Below are 16,669 nucleotides of genomic sequence, written 5' to 3'. Positions count from 1 at the left end.
ATTAATCTTTCTTACGAAATATGAGTGAGGATCAGTGCGATGAGCCATGCAACCGATTGTTCTTGCGAGGAAAGCTTGCTGGAAACCGTGCGGGCGCTGCGGGAAAAAGATACAGAATGTGTGATATATCAAACATCCATGATGAGCGCATTGCTCAGTGGGGTTTACGAAGGAAATACCACCGTTGCTGATCTCCTGACCAAAGGCGATTTTGGCCTTGGCACCTTTAACGAACTGGACGGCGAATTAATTGCCTTCAGCCATGAGGTTCACCAGCTGCGCGCCGACGGCAGCGCCCGTAAAGCGCAGCCCGACCAGAAAACACCGTTCGCGGTAATGACCTGGTTTAAACCGCATTACCGCCAGCGCTTTGACCGGCCGATGAGCCGCCAGCAAATCCACGACGTGATCGACCGACAGGTGCCGTCCGACAACGTTTTCTGCGCGCTGCGCATCGACGGCCACTTTCGCCATGCCCACACCCGCACCGTACCGCGCCAGAAGCCGCCGTACCGCGCGATGACCGACGTGCTGGACGACCAGCCGGTATTCCGCTTCGACGGCCGCGACGGCGTGTTAGTCGGGTTCCGCACGCCGCAGCACATGCAGGGCATTAACGTCGCGGGCTACCACGAACATTTCATCACCGACGATCGTCAGGGCGGCGGGCACCTGCTCGACTACCAGTTAGAGCACGGCGTTCTCACCTTCGGGGAGATCCACAAACTGATGATCGATCTGCCGTCGGACCCGGCGTTCCTCAACGCCAACCTGCATCCCGACAATCTTGATGCGGCCATCCGCTCGGTTGAAAACTAACAGTCAGAAAGGGGAAATATCATGGATAACGAAAACCGGATGCGCCAGTGGGCGCACGGCGCTGACATGGTGGTCGGCCAGCTTGAGGCCCAGGGCGTAAAACAGGTCTTCGGCATTCCCGGCGCGAAAATCGATAAAGTTTTCGACTCCCTGCTGGATTCCAGCATCCAGATTATTCCGGTGCGCCACGAGGCGAACGCGGCGTTTATGGCTGCCGCCGTCGGGCGTATCACCGGCAAAGCCGGGGTCGCGCTGGTCACCTCCGGGCCGGGGTGCAGCAATCTCATCACCGGCATGGCGACCGCCAACAGCGAAGGCGACCCGGTGGTCGCGCTCGGCGGGGCGGTGAAGCGCGCGGATAAAGCGCGCCAGGTGCACCAGAGCATGGATACCGTGGCGATGTTCAGCCCGGTCACCAAATATTCGGTTGAAGTCTCGTCCTCGGACGCTATCGCCGAAGTGGTTTCCAACGCCTTTCGCGTGGCGGAGCACGGCAGACCGGGCAGCGCCTTTGTCAGCCTGCCGCAGGACATCGTCGATCAACCGGCGCAGGGCAACATTCTGCCTGCGGGCAACGCGCCGAAACTGGGCCCAGCGCCGGATGCGTGTATCGACCACGTCGCCGGGCTGATTCGCAATGCCAAAAACCCGGTCATCCTGCTGGGCCTGATGGCGAGCCAGCCGGAGAACAGCCGCGCGCTGCATCGCCTGCTGGAGAAAAGCCATATTCCCGTTACCAGCACTTATCAGGCGGCGGGCGCGGTCAATCAGGAGCACTTCACGCGCTTTGCGGGCCGCGTCGGGCTTTTCAACAACCAGGCGGGCGACCGCTTGCTGCATCTGGCGGATCTCATTATCTGCATCGGCTACAGCCCGGTGGAATATGAGCCTGCCATGTGGAACTGCGGTAACGCGACGCTGGTGCATATCGACGTGCTGCCAGCGTATGAAGAGAGCCACTACGCGCCGGAAATCGAGCTGGTGGGGGATATCGCGGGCACGCTGGAAAAACTGGCCGGGCGCATCGAGCAGCCGCTGGTGTTAAGCGACCGCGCCTCTGAAATCCTGATCGACCGTCAGAACCAGCGCGAGCTGCTGGCGCGCCGGGGCGCGCAGTTAAACCAGTTCGCCCTGCATCCGCTGCGTATCGTGCGCGCCATGCAGGACATCATTAACAACGACGTGACGCTGACCGTAGACATGGGCAGTTTCCATATCTGGATCGCCCGCTATCTCTACAGCTTCCGCGCCCGCCAGGTAATGATTTCGAACGGTCAGCAGACCATGGGCGTGGCGCTGCCGTGGGCCATCGGCGCATGGCTGGTGGATCCGTCGCGCAAAGTGGTTTCTGTTTCCGGCGACGGCGGTTTTCTGCAATCGAGCATGGAGCTCGAAACCGCGGTGCGCCTCAAAGCCAACGTGTTGCACATCATCTGGGTGGATAACGCCTACAACATGGTGGCGATTCAGGAAGAGAAAAAATACCAGCGGCTTTCAGGGGTGAGCTTCGGGCCGGTGGATTTCAAAGTTTACGCCGAAGCATTCGGCGCGGCCGGGTTCGCGGTGGAAAGCGCGGAAGCGCTGGAGCCGACGCTGCGCGCCGCGATGGATGTCGACGGGCCGGCGGTGGTCGCCATTCCGGTGGACTACAGCGATAACCCGCTGCTGATGGGCCAGCTCCATCTCAGCCAGATTCTCTGACTTACCAAAAGGAACGGATTATGAAAAAAGTAGCACTGGTTACCGGCGCAGGGCAGGGGATTGGTAAAGCCATCGCCCTGCGACTGGTCAAAGACGGTTTTGCGGTCGCGATTGCCGATTACAACGCTGAAACGGCCAATGCCGTGGCGCAGGAAATTAACGAGCAGGGCGGCAGCGCCGTGGCGGTGACCGTGGATGTGTCGAAACGCGACCAGGTGTTCGCCGCAGTAGAGCAGACCCGTAAAGCGCTCGGCGGCTTCGATGTTATCGTCAACAACGCCGGCATCGCGCCGTCAACGCCGATTGAGACCATCACCGAAGAGGTGATCGACAGGGTCTACAACATTAACGTCAAAGGCGTTATCTGGGGCATGCAGGCGGCGATTGAAGCGTTCAAAGCCGAAGGCCACGGCGGGAAAATCATCAACGCCTGTTCGCAGGCGGGCCACGTCGGCAACCCGGAGCTCGCGGTTTACAGCTCCAGTAAATTCGCGGTGCGCGGCCTGACCCAGACCGCCGCGCGCGATTTAGCGCCGCTCGGCATCACCGTCAACGGCTTCTGCCCGGGCATTGTAAAAACCCCGATGTGGGCGGAAATCGACCGTCAGATCTCAGAAGCCGCCGGCAAACCGCTCGGCTACGGCACTGAAGAGTTCGCCAAACGCATCACGCTTGGTCGCCTCTCTGAGCCGGAAGATGTCGCCGCCTGCGTTTCGTTCCTGGCAGGCCCGGATTCCGACTACATGACCGGTCAGTCCTTGCTGATCGATGGCGGTATGGTATTCAGTTAATTCTTATCATCTATCTTTTCGGACATGCCGAAAGCCCACCGTTACTGCGGTGGGTTTTTTTATGGCGAGGTAAAGCGGGTTTTTTAGGGGGATTATGGTGTTATCGTGGCGATATTCCCCGTAAACGAGAACGCATTATTGAAGTAAGATTTTCGACGCCATAAATTCACCACAGCAAAGATTTCCGAACAATAAAAAGCCCCTTTCGGGGCTTTTAAATAAAGACGTGTAGCGTTTATACCAGGCGCTCAATAATACCGATTTGCCCGCAGCAAATGACAGTATTTAGTCTTTGCTCTGCAACAGGAAGCGATACATCAGGCCGCCCACTACGCCGCCCACAATCGGTACGAGCCAGAAAACCCACAGTTGCTGTAAAGCCCAGCCGCCCTGGAAAATAGCGACAGCGGTGCTTCGCGCTGGGTTCACCGACGTGTTGGTGACAGGAATGCTGATGAGATGAATCAGCGTCAGGGCGAGACCAATCGCCAGTGGCGCAAATTTCGCCGGCGCGTTTTTATCCGTTGCGCCATGGATAATTAGCAGGAAAAACGCCGTCAGTACCAGCTCAGTCAGGATGGCAGCCGAAAGGCTATAGCCATCCGGCGAGTGTTCGCCATAGCCGTTGGCGGCAAAGCCGCTCGCGACGGCGTCAAAGCCCGGTTTACCGCTGGCAATCGCATACAGCACGCCCGCCGCGGCAATACCGCCAATGACCTGGGAAATGATGTAAGGAATGACATCCTGAAAGGTAATACGTCCACCCGCCCATAAACCCAGCGTGACGGCCGGGTTAAAATGACCGCCGGAAATATGCCCTACGGCATACGCCATGGTCAGGACGGTCAGACCAAACGCCAGCGCAACCCCCGTAAAACCAATGCCCAGCTCAGGATACGCGGCGGCAAGCACCGCGCTCCCGCAGCCTCCAAACACCAGCCAGAATGTGCCGAAAAATTCAGCCGCACTTTTTCTCAACATATTATTTGTCCTTATTTACGCTATGACCGTTACGTATTTATTTAACGGCGGAATATCATAGCGTTTAAAATAAATAACGGAACCAGGCGCTATTCTTAATCAGGGGTGAAATGTTGTCAGTTGTGAAAATATGATGATTTTTTGTGAATTAAATAAAAGCATATTGATGTTGTGTTAGGGAGGTGTTGAGTTTGCGTGTGATTTAAAAGGAAATATTGAAGGGCGCGCAATATACAGCCTGCTCCATGAGTGAGTGGTAAAAGTATAATTGCTTAAACTTTTAGGCGTGAAGGCTTAAATATATGTTCTGATGTGGGTCTTAATAATATTAAGATCTCCTCTAAAAAATGACTGCTATGGCCAGGCTTTACAGAAAGCCTCATATTCGGTGTTAAGCTCAAATATTTCAAAATCTGAAAATATCTCACAGGCTGACAACTCCTGATAGCGCGGTACTTTGTTCTCTTCTATAATTTTGTTATAACGGTTTTTCAGGCCTGAGACGAGTTCGGCAGGCATATCGTTAGGATTAGAAAAATCATTTTTAGTGCAAATCAAATGAAACATTGCAGCTCTTAATGGGTGTAACGATAAACGTGTATGGTTTTCAGCTAAGTAATCCATTGCATAGGAATTATGATTATCTGACAGAAGCAGTCTATCCAGGCAAAAGGATTTGAAAAGTCCATTCTTTATAAACGTCGATTCTACTATTTTCTTTCTGAAATACATTGATGCTTCTATATCGATCATATCAAGCTTACTCAGATAACGATCAGCCTCTTCTGAACCTTCATCTTCGCAGTCAGGGTTGAAATAATATGGATCTATATAGCCCTTTGTAAGGTAAAAAGCTAAGCCATCAATAAGTGTGTTTTTTAATTTCTGAAGTGAGTCATTTGTATCTAATCTGGCAGGATAACAAATCGCTAAACGGGCGTGGCGATAAAAATGGAATGAATAAGGATATCTTGTCTTATACATTTAACATTATCCATAAAACAGTAATACAATAAATGACATTATTAATGATGAATTTTGTGCCTTTTGACGTTGTGTGTCAATTAAGTCACTTTTAGTGGTGTTAAGTAGTAACGAAAGTAATAATTTTAGCGCCTACAGTGTGCATGTTGAGACAGATTATCTTTCTTCATCCGAAATTTCCCATGCATAAAGCTGGTATACGGCAAGTAGAAATGGGAACGAAAAACCAGTGCCATGTCTGATTGTAAGCGAAAGGTGTCGGAAGTGGGCGAACTATGAAATGGCGTCCCCTGCAGGAATCGAACCTGCAACTAGCCCTTAGGAGGGGCTCGTTATATCCATTTAACTAAGGGGACGAGGCGGCGTCAGTATACCGATTTTTACACCGCCGTTAAGGGCTTAGCCGCCTGTTCGGTTAAACAATCGCCACCGTCAGCGTTTTTGTGAACCGCGCCCGGTTTCGTTTTCACGCGCTGCCTTTTCCTTTTTCAGGCGCGCTTTTTCTTCCGATTTCTTCTTATTGCTCATGTCGTTACGGATCTGCGCATGGCTTAACAGCGCGAAGATAAACGTACCGCCGATAATGTTGCCCGCAAGCGTCGGCAGGGCGAACGGCCAGAAGAATTCGCTCCAGTGAATGGTGCCGTTAAACACGAGATAGAGGATCTCGACGGTGCCGACCACGATATGCGTTGTGTTGCCGAGCGCGATAAGCCAGGTCATAAGGATAATCACCACGATCTTCGCAGCACCCGCAGACGGGAACATCCACACCATCGTCGCGATGATCCAGCCGGAGATAATCGCGTTCGCGAACATTTCCCCTGGCGTGTTGTGCATGACTTCCATGCCGATGGTCACAAACGCGTCGCGCGTTGCCTCGTCAAAAATCGGCATAAACTCAAACGCCAGCGCCGCGAGGCCGGTGCCGATGATATTACCGAGCAGCACCACGCCCCAGAGCCGCAGCAACAGCCGCATATTGGTGCCGGTCGGGTTCTGCATCACCGGCAGCACCGCCGTGACGGTATTCTCGGTAAAGAGCTGCTGGCGCGCCATGATGACGATGATAAAGCCAAAGGTGTAGCCGAGGCTTTCCAGCAAAAATCCGCCAGGAATGCCTTCCAGGTGGACGTGGAAAATACCTTTGGCCAGCAGCGACGCGCCCATCGACAGCCCGGCGGCGATGGCCGACCAGAACAGCGCCATCGCGTCGCGCTCCATCTCTTTCTCGCCGTCCTGGCGGATGTGCTCGTGGATGGCCATCGCGCGCGACGGCAGTTCCTCTTCATCCACTTCTATTTCTTCTCCGCTCTCTTTTTCTTCACTTTCGACTTCCAGCTCATCCGCCTCGCCGATTTTTTCCTCGCCAGGTTTGCTCATTATGTACTCCAGTCAAATAAGGGAATGCATTAAGCGTAGCGCGTCGGCGGGTATTATCAGGAAAAACAGATAATTCCCCTGCGTGATGAATATTTTGCGAGGCATCGCGCAGGGTTTCGCCGCCTGCACAGTCCGCGGGGTGGCCGCGCCATTGCCCTGTGGTACTATTCCCGACTCGCCTGAAAGGAGCTGTCCCATGTTAGAAGCCCGGAATCTTGCCTGCCTGCGCGACGAGCGGTTGCTATTTCGCGCGCTCTCGTTTCGCGTGTCGCGGGGCGAGATTGTGCACCTGACCGGCGCGAATGGGGCCGGGAAAACCTCGCTGTTGCGCCTGCTGATCGGGCTGGCGCGCCCGGAAGAGGGCGAGGTGTACTGGCGCGGCGAACCGCTGGCGCATCAGCGCTCTGCCTTTCATCAGGAATTGCTGTGGCTCGGCCATCTGCCGGGTATCAAAGCGGCGCTTACCGCCGATGAAAATCTCGCGTTTTATCACCCACTGACCCGGCGCGAGGCGCGCTGGCAGGCGCTTGCCGCCATCGGGCTTGGCGGGTATGAAGATCTTCCGGTTGAACAACTCTCAGCAGGCCAGCAGCGCCGCGTGGCGCTGGCAAGATTGTGGCTTAGCGAAGCATCACTGTGGGTGCTGGATGAACCGTTGACGGCGCTTGATGCCGCAGGCGTGGCGACGCTAATGGCGCGTCTTGAGGCGCACACGAAACGCGGCGGGGCGGTGATAGTCACCACTCACCAGCCGCTGGCGCTTACTGGTGCCCACCGCACATTACCCCTGACGCCGGAGCCCGCCGCATGATGGGCCGTATTATCCGCCGCGAGCTGCGTCTCGCCGCGCGTCACCAGGCTGAGCTCCTCAACCCGCTGTGGTTTTTTCTGGTGGTGATTGTGTTGTTCGCGCTTGGCGCAGGCCCGGAGCCGCAGCTGCTCGCGCGCATCGCGCCAGGCGTGGTGTGGGTGGCGGCGCTGCTCGCCTCGCTGCTGGCGATGGACCGGCTGTTTCGCGACGACGCGCGCGACGGCGCGCTCGAACAGCTCATGCTGTTGCCAACGCCGCTGCCGGTGGTGGTTATCGCGAAAGTGACCGCTCACTGGGTGGCGACCGGGCTGCCGCTGGTCGTGCTCTCGCCGCTGGCGGCGCTGCTGATGGGACTGAACGGCTATGCGACGCTGACGCTGATGCTGACGCTGTTGCTTGGCACGCCGACGCTGAGCTTTTTCGGCGCGCTGGGCGCGGCGCTGACGGCCGGGCTGCGCCGCGGCGGCATCCTGTTGAGCCTGATTATTCTGCCGCTCGCGATCCCGCTGCTGATTTTCTCCACCGCCGCGGTGGATGCCGCCGTGATGCAGTTGCCGGTCGGCGGGTTTTTCGCGCTCTGCGGCGCGTTTTTAACAGCAAGCGTCACGCTAATGCCGTTCGCGACGGCGGCGGCGCTGCGTATCACTATTCAGTAAGCCCGGTTTCGCGGGCGATAATTTTATGTGAGCAATAGCATGTGGAAATTCTTACACCCCTGGGCGCGGCCTGAACGGCTTTACGGCCTCTGCCAGCGGCTCACGCCGTGGTTCGCGTGGCCGGGCGCCATGATGCTCGCGACGGGCTGTATCTGGGGTTTTGTTTTTGCGCCGCCCGATTACCAGCAGGGCGACAGCTACCGCATCATGTATCTGCACGTTCCGGCGGCGATGGGATCGATGGGCATTTACGCCTCAATGGCGGTCGCGGCGTTTATCGGGCTGGTGTGGCAGAACCGGGCGGCCGACCTGGCCGTGATGGCGATGGCCCCGGTGGGCGCGGTCTATACCTTTATCGCGCTTGCGACTGGTTCCGCCTGGGGGAAACCGATGTGGGGCACATGGTGGATCTGGGATGCGCGGCTCACTTCCGAGCTGGTGCTGCTGTTTTTATACGCGGGCGTCATCGCGCTCTGGCACGCCTTTGACGACCGCCGCCTCGCGGGCCGCGCCGCGGGCGTACTGGTGCTGGTGGGCGTGGTGAATCTGCCCATCATCCACTACTCGGTGGAGTGGTGGAATACGCTGCATCAGGGCTCCACCAATATGCAGCAGAGCATCGACCCGAGCATGCGCGCGCCGCTGCGCTGGAATATCGCCGGTTTTCTGTGCCTGTTTGTGACGCTCACGGTGATGCGCCTCGGCAACCTGTTGTTGCTTCAGGAGCGCCATCGCCCGTGGGTGGCCGCGGTGCTGGAGAAAAAATCATGACCGCCGCGTTAACCACATTTTTCCTGATGGGCGGCTACGCCTTTTACGTCTGGCTGGCGGTGGCGATGACGGTGCTTCCGCTGGCGCTACTGATAGCGCATACGCGTCTGGCGCGCCGTGCGCTGCGCCGGGATATCGCGAAACGTCAGGCGCGCGAGCGCCGACGTCAGGGCGCGGAGGTGTCGCGATGAACCCGCGTCGTAAAATGCGCCTGTGGGTCGCGCTTGCGGTGCTGGCAGGCCTCGGGCTGACGATGGCGCTGGTGCTCTACGCGCTGCGCGCCAATATCGATCTCTTCTATACGCCGGGTGAAATTCTCTACGGCAAAGGTGCCTCGCAGGAGAAACCGGAGCCGGGCCAGCGGCTGCGCGTCGGCGGCATGGTGATGCCAGGGAGCGTGAAGCGCGACAGCCGGAGCCTGAAGGTGAGCTTTCGTCTCTATGACGCACGCGGCGTGGTCGATGTGGATTACGACGGCATTCTGCCCGATCTGTTTCGTGAAGGGCAGGGCGTGGTGGCGCAGGGCGTGCTGGGTGACGATCATCGTATTCACGCCCGCGAAGTGCTGGCGAAGCATGACGAAAACTACACGCCACCGGAGGTGAAAGCGGCGATGGATGCCAACCACACGCGTCCGCCGCAGGCGTATAAGGACAACCGCCCATGATGCCGGAAATCGGTAATTTCTTGCTGTGCCTCGCCGCAGGCCTCGCGCTGCTGCTCACACTCTGGCCGCAATGGGGCGCGATGCGTCAGGCACCGCGGCTGATGGCGCTGGCGCGCCCGCTCGCCTGCGCGCTTTTCGCCTGCCTGCTGGGCGCGTTTCTCATCCTCGTGCATGCCTTTGTGGTGAACGATTTCACGGTGCTCTATGTGGCGAGCAACTCCAACACCGAGCTGCCGGTCTGGTATCGCGTGGCCGCGACCTGGGGCGCGCACGAAGGCTCACTGCTGCTGTGGGTGCTGCTGATGGGCGCGTGGACGTTTGCCGTTGCGATGTTCAGCCGCGCCATGCCGCAGGAGGCGATCGCCCGCGTGCTGTCGGTGATGGGCGGGATTAATTTCTGCTTCCTGCTGTTTATTCTGCTGACCTCAAACCCCTTCACGCGCACACTGCCGGAATACCCGATTGAAGGGCGCGATCTCAATCCGCTGCTGCAGGATATCGGGCTGATTTTCCATCCGCCGTTACTGTATATGGGCTATGTCGGGTTTTCGGTCGCGTTCGCCTTTGCCGTGGCGTCGCTCTTAACCGGGCGGCTCGACACCGCCTGGGCGCGCTGGTCGCGCCCCTGGACGCAGGCGGCGTGGGTGTTTCTGACCATCGGCATTGTGCTTGGCTCCGCCTGGGCCTATTACGAACTCGGCTGGGGCGGCTGGTGGTTCTGGGACCCGGTCGAAAACGCCTCGCTGATGCCGTGGCTCGCAGGCACCGCGCTGATGCACTCGCTGGCGGTGACGGAAAAGCGCGGCAGCTTCCGCGCCTGGACGGTGCTGCTCGCCATCACCGCGTTTTCGCTCTGTCTGCTCGGCACATTCCTGGTGCGCTCCGGCGTGCTGGTCTCTGTGCACGCGTTCGCCTCCGATCCGGCGCGCGGCATGTTTATTCTGGCGCTGCTGGTGATTGTTATCGGCGGCTCGCTGCTGCTCTATGCCTTGAAAGGCGGTAGCGTCAGGGCGCGGGTGGGCAATGCGCTCTGGTCGCGCGAGAGCTTTCTGCTTGGCAACAATATTCTGCTTATCACCGCCATGCTGGTAGTGCTGCTCGGCACGCTGCTACCGCTGGTGCATAAGGCGCTGGGGCTGGGGTCGATTTCCGTCGGCGCGCCGTTTTTCAATGTGCTGTTCAGCGCGCTGATGGTGCCGTTCGCGTTACTGCTCGGCGTCGGGCCATTGGTGCGCTGGCGGCGCGATGAGCCGCAAAAGCTGTGCCGTCGCCTGCTGGTGGCGCTGGTCGTTACGCTCGCGGCCTCGCTGATGCTGCCCTGGCTTTTGCAGGACAGCATTAACGCGATGACGGTCGCCGGGCTGATGATGGCGGTCTGGGTGCTGGTGTTAACGCTGATGGAGCTGCTTGAGCGCGCCACGCACCGTCATAGCCTGTGGCACGGGCTGGGGAAATTAAGCCGCAGCCAGTGGGGGATGACGCTCGGGCACGTGGGGCTTGCGGTAACGGTTATCGGGATCGCGTTCAGCCAGAACTACAGCGTGGAGCGCGATGTGCGCATGACGGCGGGCGACAGCGTTGATATTCATCATTACCGCTTTGTGTTTCGCGAAGTGCGCGACGCGCAGGGGCCGAACTGGCGCGGCGCGGTCGGGATTATCGATGTGCTGCGCGACGGTAAACCCGAGGCGACGCTGCGCGCCGAAAAGCGCGCCTATAACAGCAACCGCGTGGTGATGACTGAAGCCGCCATTGACGGCGGGCTGACGCGCGATCTCTACGCGGCGCTCGGTGAAGAACTCAATGACGGCAGCTGGGCGGTGCGGCTTTACTACAAACCGTTTGTCCGCTGGATCTGGTACGGCGGGCTGCTGATGGCGTTCGGCGGGCTGCTTTGTCTGCTGGATCCGCGTTACCGACTGAAAAAAATCCAGGAGGCCGCATGAGACGCCGCATTTTACTAATCCCGCTGGCGCTGTTTCTGCTGCTCGCCGCCGTGCTGTTCTGGCAACTGAAGCGCAACGCGGCGGGGGACGATCCGTCTCAGCTCGAATCCACGCTGGTGGGCAAACCGCTGCCCGCGTTCCGGCTCGCCGCGCTTGATGACCCAAGCGTGACCTACGATCGCGCCGCTCTCCTGAACGGCAAACCGCTGCTGCTTAACGTCTGGGCGACCTGGTGCCCGACGTGCCGCGCCGAACATCAGTTTCTCAACGGCCTGGCCGCAAAGGGCGTGCGGATCGTCGGGCTTAACTATAAAGACGATCGCGCTAAAGCCGTGGCCTGGCTCAATACGCTCGGCAACCCTTACGCGCTGAGCCTGTTTGACGGCAGCGGGATGCTGGGGCTGGATCTGGGCGTTTATGGCGCGCCGGAGACGTTTGTTATCGACGGGCGCGGCGTGATTCGCTATCGCCACGCGGGCGATCTGAATGACCAGGTGTGGCGTCAGGACGTAAAACCACTGTGGGATGCGCTGAATCAGGAGGTCGAGCCGTGAAACGTTTGTTAAGCCTGCTGGCTGGCCTGCTGCTGGCGTGTCATGTTTCTGCCGCCATCGAGGCGTACCCTTTTCAGAACGAGGCGCAGGAGCAGCAGTTCCGCGAGCTGACCAGCGCGCTGCGCTGCCCGAAATGCCAGAACAACAGCATCGCTGATTCCGGTTCGATGATCGCGGCCGATATGCGCCAGAAAGTCTATGAGCTGATGCAGCAGGGTCAGAGCCGCGAGCAGATTGTGGCGTATATGGTGGCGCGCTACGGGAATTTCGTGACCTACGATCCGCCCGTCACGCCCGGCACGATCCTGCTCTGGCTGCTGCCCGCGCTCTTTGCGGCTGGCGGCGTAGCCGTACTGGTGGCGCGCGCGCGCCGTACGCGCCGGGAGCTGCCCGCGCTTGACGAAGACGAACAGGAGCGGCTGCGCGCGCTACTGAATGAAGAAGGAAAACGCCCGTGAGCGCGTTAATTATGGTTATCGTGGTCCTGCTGGTGGGCGTTGCGGCGCTGGTCTTCTGGCCGTGGCGCGAGCGCGGCGCGCTCAGCCGCGATGCGCTGAACCGCACACTCTATTACTCGCGCCTGCGGGAGCTTGACGAGGAGCCGCACGAGGCCCGTCAGGCGCTGGTGGTGGAGTTACAGCACAGCCTGCTGGCGGATATTCCCGAGCCGCGCGGGCAGAAAACGAGTCATACGGGTAATGGTGCGTTGCTGGCAGGCGTGCTGCTGGTCGTGGCGGTGAGCGGCGGGCTGTTCATGGCGACGCATAGCCTTAAACAGGTGAATGACTGGCAAGCGGCGGTGAGCGAGACGCCTTCACTGGTGGCGCGCGTGATGGATCCGCACGCAACACCGCTCACGGTGGAGGAGCTGACGCGCCTCGGGCTTGGGCTGCGCACGCGTTTGCAGGAAGAGCCCGGCAACGGCGCGGGCTGGGCGATGCTAGGGCGCATCGGTATGGTGCTCAATAACGCCGATACCGCCACAGAAGCGTTTAAACGCGCCTGGCAGCTCAATTCGCAAAGCATCGAAGCGCGGCTCGACTATGCTGAAGTGCTGGCGCGCTCGCCGCAGCCGGACGATAACCGCCTCGGCGAGCAAATGCTAAAAGACGTCGCGGCGCAGGCACCTGATAATCTGCGCGCGCAGGGGCTGCTTGCCTTCAGCGCGTTTCGCCAGCAGCGCTATACGGAGGCGATTGCCATCTGGCAGTCGATGCTGACGCGCCTGCCGCCGGACGATGCGCGCCGTGCGGCGGTCGTGCGCGGCATTGCGCAGGCGCGCGTGGACAGCGGCATGGACAACGCGAGACTGGCTGTTAAAATCACGCTCTCACCCGTTTCGAAAAAAGCCTTGCCAGATAAAGGGATACTCTTTATCAGCGTGACGGATGGCGCATCAAACGTACCGGTGTTGGTGAAAAAATTGCCGCTGGGTCATTTTCCGCTGACAATTACGCTTGATGACGCTGACGCGATGCTCCCGGACAGGGGGCTTGAACACGTCACGCAGGGCATTGTGAAGGTGCATATTTCCCGGGACGGCAACGCGGCCGTACAACCCGGAGACTGGACAGGCGAGCGCCGCTTCACCACGCTCAACCCGGCAGCGCCGGTGGACGTCCTGGTCGCACCTTCGCCATCAGGAGCGGGTTAGTTACCATTTACAGGGAGACTGCTATGAACTTTCGCCTTACCGGGCTTGCGCTGGCGGCCACGCTTTTAGTGGGCTGCGCCAGTTCATCAGAGCCGCAGCAAGGGCGTTCCGACCCCTTTGAAGGGTTCAACCGCACCATGTTTACTTTTAACTATGACGTGGTGGACCCTTATGTGCTGCGCCCGGTGGCTGTTGCCTGGCGCGACTACGTGCCACAACCGGCGCGCAACGGGCTGGGCAACTTCACCAGCAACCTTGAAGAACCCGCCTCAATGCTTAATAAATTTCTGCAGGGCGACCCCTACCAGGGGATGGTGCACTTTACCCGTTTCTTCCTGAACACCCTGCTGGGGATGGGCGGTTTCATCGACGTGGCCGGTATGGCGAACCCGAAACTGCAGCGCGAAGAGCCGCACCGTTTCGGCAGCACGCTTGGCACCTATGGCGTCGGTTACGGGCCGTATGTGCAGTTGCCGTTCTACGGCAGCTTTACGCTGCGTGAAGATGTCGGCGATATGGCGGACACCACTTATCCGGTTCTCTCCTGGCTGACCTGGCCGCTGTCGCTCGGCAAATGGGCGGTGGAAGGCGTTGAGACCCGCGCGCAACTGCTCGATTCCGACGGCCTGCTGCGCCAGTCTTCCGATCCTTACATTCTGGTGCGTGAGGCCTATTTCCAGCGTCACGACTTTATCGCCAACGGCGGTAAGCTTAAGCCAAATGAAAACCCGAACGCGCAGGCGATCGAAGGCGATCTCAAGGATATCGATTCGGAATAAGACGCCGGATGCGATCATTCTTAAGGTAAATAAAAAAAGCGGGCCGAGGCTCGCTTTTTTATTTCCGAACGATAAGGCGCAATAAAAAAGGCGAGCCGCAGCTCGCCTTTGTCGTGACAGAGCAATCAGAAACGGTAGTTAAAGTTCACGCCATACAGCCACGCTTTACCTTCAGATTTGAAGGTGTACGGGCCTTCGGTGAATTCCACGTGCTGGCCGTGCATGTAAGAAACACCGGCATCGACAGAGGCGTCTTCATTGAAGGCGTAAGTGGTACCGGCGCTCAGCCACAGACGGTCCTGGTCAGGAATGGAAATAGAGCGCTGCTGCTCTGGCACCGGGCTGTCATCAAAGGCGATACCGGTACGGAAGGTCCAGTTGTCGTCCATATAATAGGTGGTGCCGAGAGCGATGCGGTACGCGTCTTTATATTTCTCTTCTTTCTTAAACAGGGTGTCGCCGTTGCTGTTGGTCGCTTTCAGCTCCTGGAACTGGCTCCAGCTGGTGTAGGTCAGGCTGTAGTGAATCGCCCACTGCGGCGCGATACGGTTATAACCAGACACTTCCCACATTTCAGGCAGGTTCAGGGTCAGCGAGCCGCCGGTGGTTCTGCCACCCGTGCCGTAAGGCAGGCCGAGGCCCAGCGCGGCGTTAACAGGGTTAAGGGCTGCCGGCAGGCTGCTCTTATAGTCGCCGTCGAAGTCGATTTTCACTTCAGAGCGGTAGGTCAGGGAGTAGCGGTTGTTCTTATCCAGTTCATACAGGATACCGGCATTCCAGCCAAAGCCCCACTCGTCGCCCTTCAGGTGCGCAATCTGGGTGTCGCTGTTAATACCGCCTGCAGCCGCGCCAAGCTGTGCCGCTGTCTGTGGATCGATCTTGCCGGACTGCACGAGTCCCGGTAAGCCGCCTGCGATGATTTGCGGCAGATCGCCCGCGTAACGCTCGATCTTGGCGCGCGCATACACGGCGTCGAAGCCCAGGCCGAAGCTCCAGTGGTTATCGAGACGATACGCGCCGCTGAGGTTCAGGTTGAGCGTTTCGAGATCGGTTTTACCGCCGACAGAACCTGCGGCATAGCTGTTGCTATATTCGGTGGCGAGGCCGTAGTTGGAGGTGACGGACGCCCCCCAGCCAAACTGCTCGTTGATCGGCGCGACAAAGTGCAGGTTCGGCACCCAGGCGGTCGGCGCGATGTTATCGGCGTTAAGGCTACGTCCCGTCGGGGAACGGCCAGACACATTCACATCCGGGTCGACGAAAATCGCGCCGCCGGAGAATGTCGGGCGATCGAACATGGTAATCAGCGCCGGGTTACGGCTGACGTTGCCCGCGTCATCCGCAATAGCGCCTTCCCCGGAATAGGCGCGGCCCAGACCGGAGGCAGAGAATTCGTTTAACTGGAAACCTGCGGACCAGGCCTGAGAAGACACGATTGCCACTGCGACTGCTAAAGCAGATTTGGTAAACAGGGTTTTCTGGCGCATGACCATAACCTCATCCATTTATTTTTATTCAAATAATGTTACGTGACGTAACAGGAGCGCGGAGTGTAGGGTCTGAGGTACGGCATGGAAATCAGACCAGTGGCGAGAGTATAGGTCCGACCAGCAGAGATGTTGCAAGTATGTTTATAAGTTTTTTCAATTGTGATCTAAGAAACGCGATCCGTTTAGCAAAATTTTGGGGTTCAGAAATTCATCAATCTGGTGATTATTGTTTTAGATCATTTTTAAGTGTGATTTCGGTCACTTATAAGCGTAAACGGGAAGAACAGGTAGAGCGGTGGCGGCGCGGGGCGTAAAATAGCCTTATCCCTTTTCAGGAAATACAGAGGAAATCACCATGACCAAATGCAGTGCTGATGAAACCCCGGTTTGCTGCTGTATTGATGTAGGCACCATTATTGATAATACCGACTGCGTCGCCTCTTACAGCCGCGTGTTTGAAAACCGCGCCGACGCCGAAGCCACGCTCGCGGCCCTCACCGCCAAAGCGCGTGAAGTCGAATCTGAGCCGTGCCAGATCACACCGCGCTTTACGGAAGAAGCCGACGGCGTGCGTCTGGATATCGATTTTGTTTTCGCCTGCCAGGCGGAAACCGTTATTTTCCAGTTAGGTCTGCGTTAATCCCTCCGCTTACGCCCCGGCACTCCGGGGCGCATTTCTTGT

Annotated in this window: 18 protein-coding genes and 1 tRNA gene; 14 read left to right on the top strand and 5 right to left on the bottom strand. The window is 58.4% G+C overall.

Going from position 1 to position 16,669, the window contains the following annotated elements:
• The first annotated feature begins 39 nt into the window (after positions 1–39).
• The 3 genes from budA to ACUW6V_RS14565 are packed head-to-tail and all read left to right on the top strand — an operon-like array spanning position 40 to position 3,311.
• Positions 40–819 (top strand): acetolactate decarboxylase, encoded by a 780-nt coding sequence (gene budA / locus ACUW6V_RS14575; protein WP_454038527.1) that lies wholly within the window; start codon positions 40–42, stop codon positions 817–819.
• A gap of 21 nt (positions 820–840) precedes the next feature.
• Positions 841–2,520: an acetolactate synthase AlsS gene (alsS, locus tag ACUW6V_RS14570; RefSeq protein ID WP_007847733.1), complete on the top strand. Its 1,680-nt coding sequence runs from the start codon at positions 841–843 to the stop codon at positions 2,518–2,520.
• 20 nt (positions 2,521–2,540) lie between these two features.
• On the top strand, positions 2,541–3,311 hold the full coding sequence (locus ACUW6V_RS14565; protein WP_007700187.1) for a (S)-acetoin forming diacetyl reductase: 771 nt from the start codon (positions 2,541–2,543) through the stop codon (positions 3,309–3,311).
• Between the two features lie 285 nt (positions 3,312–3,596).
• Here ACUW6V_RS14565 and aqpZ read toward each other — a convergent pair whose 3' ends face one another.
• The 4 genes from aqpZ to ACUW6V_RS14545 all read right to left on the bottom strand — a co-directional run bounded on the left by aqpZ (position 3,597) and on the right by ACUW6V_RS14545 (position 6,659).
• Entirely contained in the window at positions 3,597–4,292 is a 696-nt protein-coding gene (gene aqpZ, locus ACUW6V_RS14560) for an aquaporin Z (protein ID WP_012124117.1), read from the bottom strand.
• 354 nt (positions 4,293–4,646) lie between these two features.
• A complete protein-coding gene (locus ACUW6V_RS14555; RefSeq protein WP_454038526.1) occupies positions 4,647–5,276 on the bottom strand; it encodes a hypothetical protein in 630 nt (209 codons plus the stop codon).
• 281 nt (positions 5,277–5,557) lie between these two features.
• Positions 5,558–5,632 (bottom strand) — tRNA-Arg (locus ACUW6V_RS14550).
• 76 nt (positions 5,633–5,708) lie between these two features.
• Entirely contained in the window at positions 5,709–6,659 is a 951-nt protein-coding gene (locus tag ACUW6V_RS14545; protein WP_012124120.1) for a formate/nitrite transporter family protein, read from the bottom strand.
• 196 nt (positions 6,660–6,855) lie between these two features.
• Between ACUW6V_RS14545 and ccmA the strand changes: the two genes are divergently transcribed.
• The 10 genes from ccmA to mlaA are packed head-to-tail and all read left to right on the top strand — an operon-like array spanning position 6,856 to position 14,497.
• Positions 6,856–7,470 carry a cytochrome c biogenesis heme-transporting ATPase CcmA gene (ccmA, locus tag ACUW6V_RS14540; RefSeq protein ID WP_109995868.1) on the top strand — a complete coding sequence of 205 codons (615 nt, stop codon included), beginning with the start codon at positions 6,856–6,858 and terminating at the stop codon, positions 7,468–7,470.
• Complete coding sequence (gene ccmB, locus ACUW6V_RS14535) at positions 7,467–8,126, top strand: heme exporter protein CcmB (RefSeq protein ID WP_109995869.1); 660 nt, start codon at positions 7,467–7,469, stop codon at positions 8,124–8,126. Before ccmA ends, ccmB begins: the two co-directional genes overlap by 4 nt.
• Positions 8,127–8,165: 39 nt before the next feature.
• Positions 8,166–8,897, top strand: coding sequence for a heme ABC transporter permease (locus tag ACUW6V_RS14530; RefSeq protein ID WP_109995870.1), 732 nt, complete (start codon positions 8,166–8,168; stop codon positions 8,895–8,897).
• Positions 8,894–9,088 carry a heme exporter protein CcmD gene (ccmD, locus tag ACUW6V_RS14525; protein WP_004386011.1) on the top strand — a complete coding sequence of 65 codons (195 nt, stop codon included), beginning with the start codon at positions 8,894–8,896 and terminating at the stop codon, positions 9,086–9,088. Before ACUW6V_RS14530 ends, ccmD begins: the two co-directional genes overlap by 4 nt.
• On the top strand, positions 9,085–9,564 hold the full coding sequence (gene ccmE / locus ACUW6V_RS14520; RefSeq protein WP_087599440.1) for a cytochrome c maturation protein CcmE: 480 nt from the start codon (positions 9,085–9,087) through the stop codon (positions 9,562–9,564). Before ccmD ends, ccmE begins: the two co-directional genes overlap by 4 nt.
• Positions 9,561–11,510: a heme lyase CcmF/NrfE family subunit gene (locus ACUW6V_RS14515; RefSeq protein ID WP_454038525.1), complete on the top strand. Its 1,950-nt coding sequence runs from the start codon at positions 9,561–9,563 to the stop codon at positions 11,508–11,510. Before ccmE ends, ACUW6V_RS14515 begins: the two co-directional genes overlap by 4 nt.
• Positions 11,507–12,064: a DsbE family thiol:disulfide interchange protein gene (locus ACUW6V_RS14510; protein ID WP_171965860.1), complete on the top strand. Its 558-nt coding sequence runs from the start codon at positions 11,507–11,509 to the stop codon at positions 12,062–12,064. The genes ACUW6V_RS14515 and ACUW6V_RS14510 overlap by 4 nt, the downstream gene beginning before the upstream one ends.
• Positions 12,061–12,522, top strand: a complete 462-nt coding sequence (locus ACUW6V_RS14505; protein WP_105622412.1) for a cytochrome c-type biogenesis protein — start codon at positions 12,061–12,063, stop codon at positions 12,520–12,522. The genes ACUW6V_RS14510 and ACUW6V_RS14505 overlap by 4 nt, the downstream gene beginning before the upstream one ends.
• Entirely contained in the window at positions 12,519–13,718 is a 1,200-nt protein-coding gene (gene ccmI, locus ACUW6V_RS14500; protein ID WP_014728372.1) for a c-type cytochrome biogenesis protein CcmI, read from the top strand. The genes ACUW6V_RS14505 and ccmI overlap by 4 nt, the downstream gene beginning before the upstream one ends.
• A gap of 23 nt (positions 13,719–13,741) precedes the next feature.
• The gene (gene mlaA, locus ACUW6V_RS14495) at positions 13,742–14,497 is read left to right on the top strand and encodes a phospholipid-binding lipoprotein MlaA (protein WP_004387036.1); all 756 of its coding nucleotides are present in this window, start codon (positions 13,742–13,744) and stop codon (positions 14,495–14,497) included.
• A 125-nt stretch (positions 14,498–14,622) separates the two neighbouring features.
• On the opposite strand, the gene fadL is transcribed toward mlaA, so the two are convergent.
• A complete protein-coding gene (gene fadL, locus ACUW6V_RS14490) occupies positions 14,623–15,984 on the bottom strand; it encodes a long-chain fatty acid transporter FadL (protein WP_032976169.1) in 1,362 nt (453 codons plus the stop codon).
• Positions 15,985–16,342: 358 nt separating this feature from the next.
• On the opposite strand from fadL, the gene ACUW6V_RS14485 reads away from it, so the two are divergent.
• Positions 16,343–16,627, top strand: a complete 285-nt coding sequence (locus tag ACUW6V_RS14485) for a YfcZ/YiiS family protein (RefSeq protein WP_004387038.1) — start codon at positions 16,343–16,345, stop codon at positions 16,625–16,627.
• Positions 16,628–16,669 lie beyond the last annotated feature (42 nt).

Source organism: Cronobacter sp. 153480017-3 (assembly GCF_053627815.1).
The sequence above is the reverse complement of the archived record's forward strand: the minus strand, read 5'-3'. Positions and strand labels throughout refer to the sequence as shown.

Excerpts from the sequence above, each read along its gene's own strand:
- fadL (WP_032976169.1), bottom strand. The coding sequence starts at position 15,984 with ATGCGCCAGAAAACCCTGTTTACCAAATCTGCTTTAGCAGTCGCAGTG.
- ACUW6V_RS14545 (WP_012124120.1), bottom strand. The coding sequence starts at position 6,659 with ATGAGCAAACCTGGCGAGGAAAAAATCGGCGAGGCGGATGAGCTGGAA.
- alsS (WP_007847733.1), top strand. The coding sequence starts at position 841 with ATGGATAACGAAAACCGGATGCGCCAGTGGGCGCACGGCGCTGACATG.
- mlaA (WP_004387036.1), top strand. The coding sequence starts at position 13,742 with ATGAACTTTCGCCTTACCGGGCTTGCGCTGGCGGCCACGCTTTTAGTG.
- ACUW6V_RS14485 (WP_004387038.1), top strand. The coding sequence starts at position 16,343 with ATGACCAAATGCAGTGCTGATGAAACCCCGGTTTGCTGCTGTATTGAT.
- ccmB (WP_109995869.1), top strand. The coding sequence starts at position 7,467 with ATGATGGGCCGTATTATCCGCCGCGAGCTGCGTCTCGCCGCGCGTCAC.
- ccmD (WP_004386011.1), top strand. The coding sequence starts at position 8,894 with ATGACCGCCGCGTTAACCACATTTTTCCTGATGGGCGGCTACGCCTTT.
- ccmE (WP_087599440.1), top strand. The coding sequence starts at position 9,085 with ATGAACCCGCGTCGTAAAATGCGCCTGTGGGTCGCGCTTGCGGTGCTG.
- ACUW6V_RS14515 (WP_454038525.1), top strand. The coding sequence starts at position 9,561 with ATGATGCCGGAAATCGGTAATTTCTTGCTGTGCCTCGCCGCAGGCCTC.
- ACUW6V_RS14510 (WP_171965860.1), top strand. The coding sequence starts at position 11,507 with ATGAGACGCCGCATTTTACTAATCCCGCTGGCGCTGTTTCTGCTGCTC.
- ccmA (WP_109995868.1), top strand. The coding sequence starts at position 6,856 with ATGTTAGAAGCCCGGAATCTTGCCTGCCTGCGCGACGAGCGGTTGCTA.
- ACUW6V_RS14555 (WP_454038526.1), bottom strand. The coding sequence starts at position 5,276 with ATGTATAAGACAAGATATCCTTATTCATTCCATTTTTATCGCCACGCC.
- budA (WP_454038527.1), top strand. The coding sequence starts at position 40 with ATGAGCCATGCAACCGATTGTTCTTGCGAGGAAAGCTTGCTGGAAACC.
- ACUW6V_RS14530 (WP_109995870.1), top strand. The coding sequence starts at position 8,166 with ATGTGGAAATTCTTACACCCCTGGGCGCGGCCTGAACGGCTTTACGGC.
- aqpZ (WP_012124117.1), bottom strand. The coding sequence starts at position 4,292 with ATGTTGAGAAAAAGTGCGGCTGAATTTTTCGGCACATTCTGGCTGGTG.
- ACUW6V_RS14565 (WP_007700187.1), top strand. The coding sequence starts at position 2,541 with ATGAAAAAAGTAGCACTGGTTACCGGCGCAGGGCAGGGGATTGGTAAA.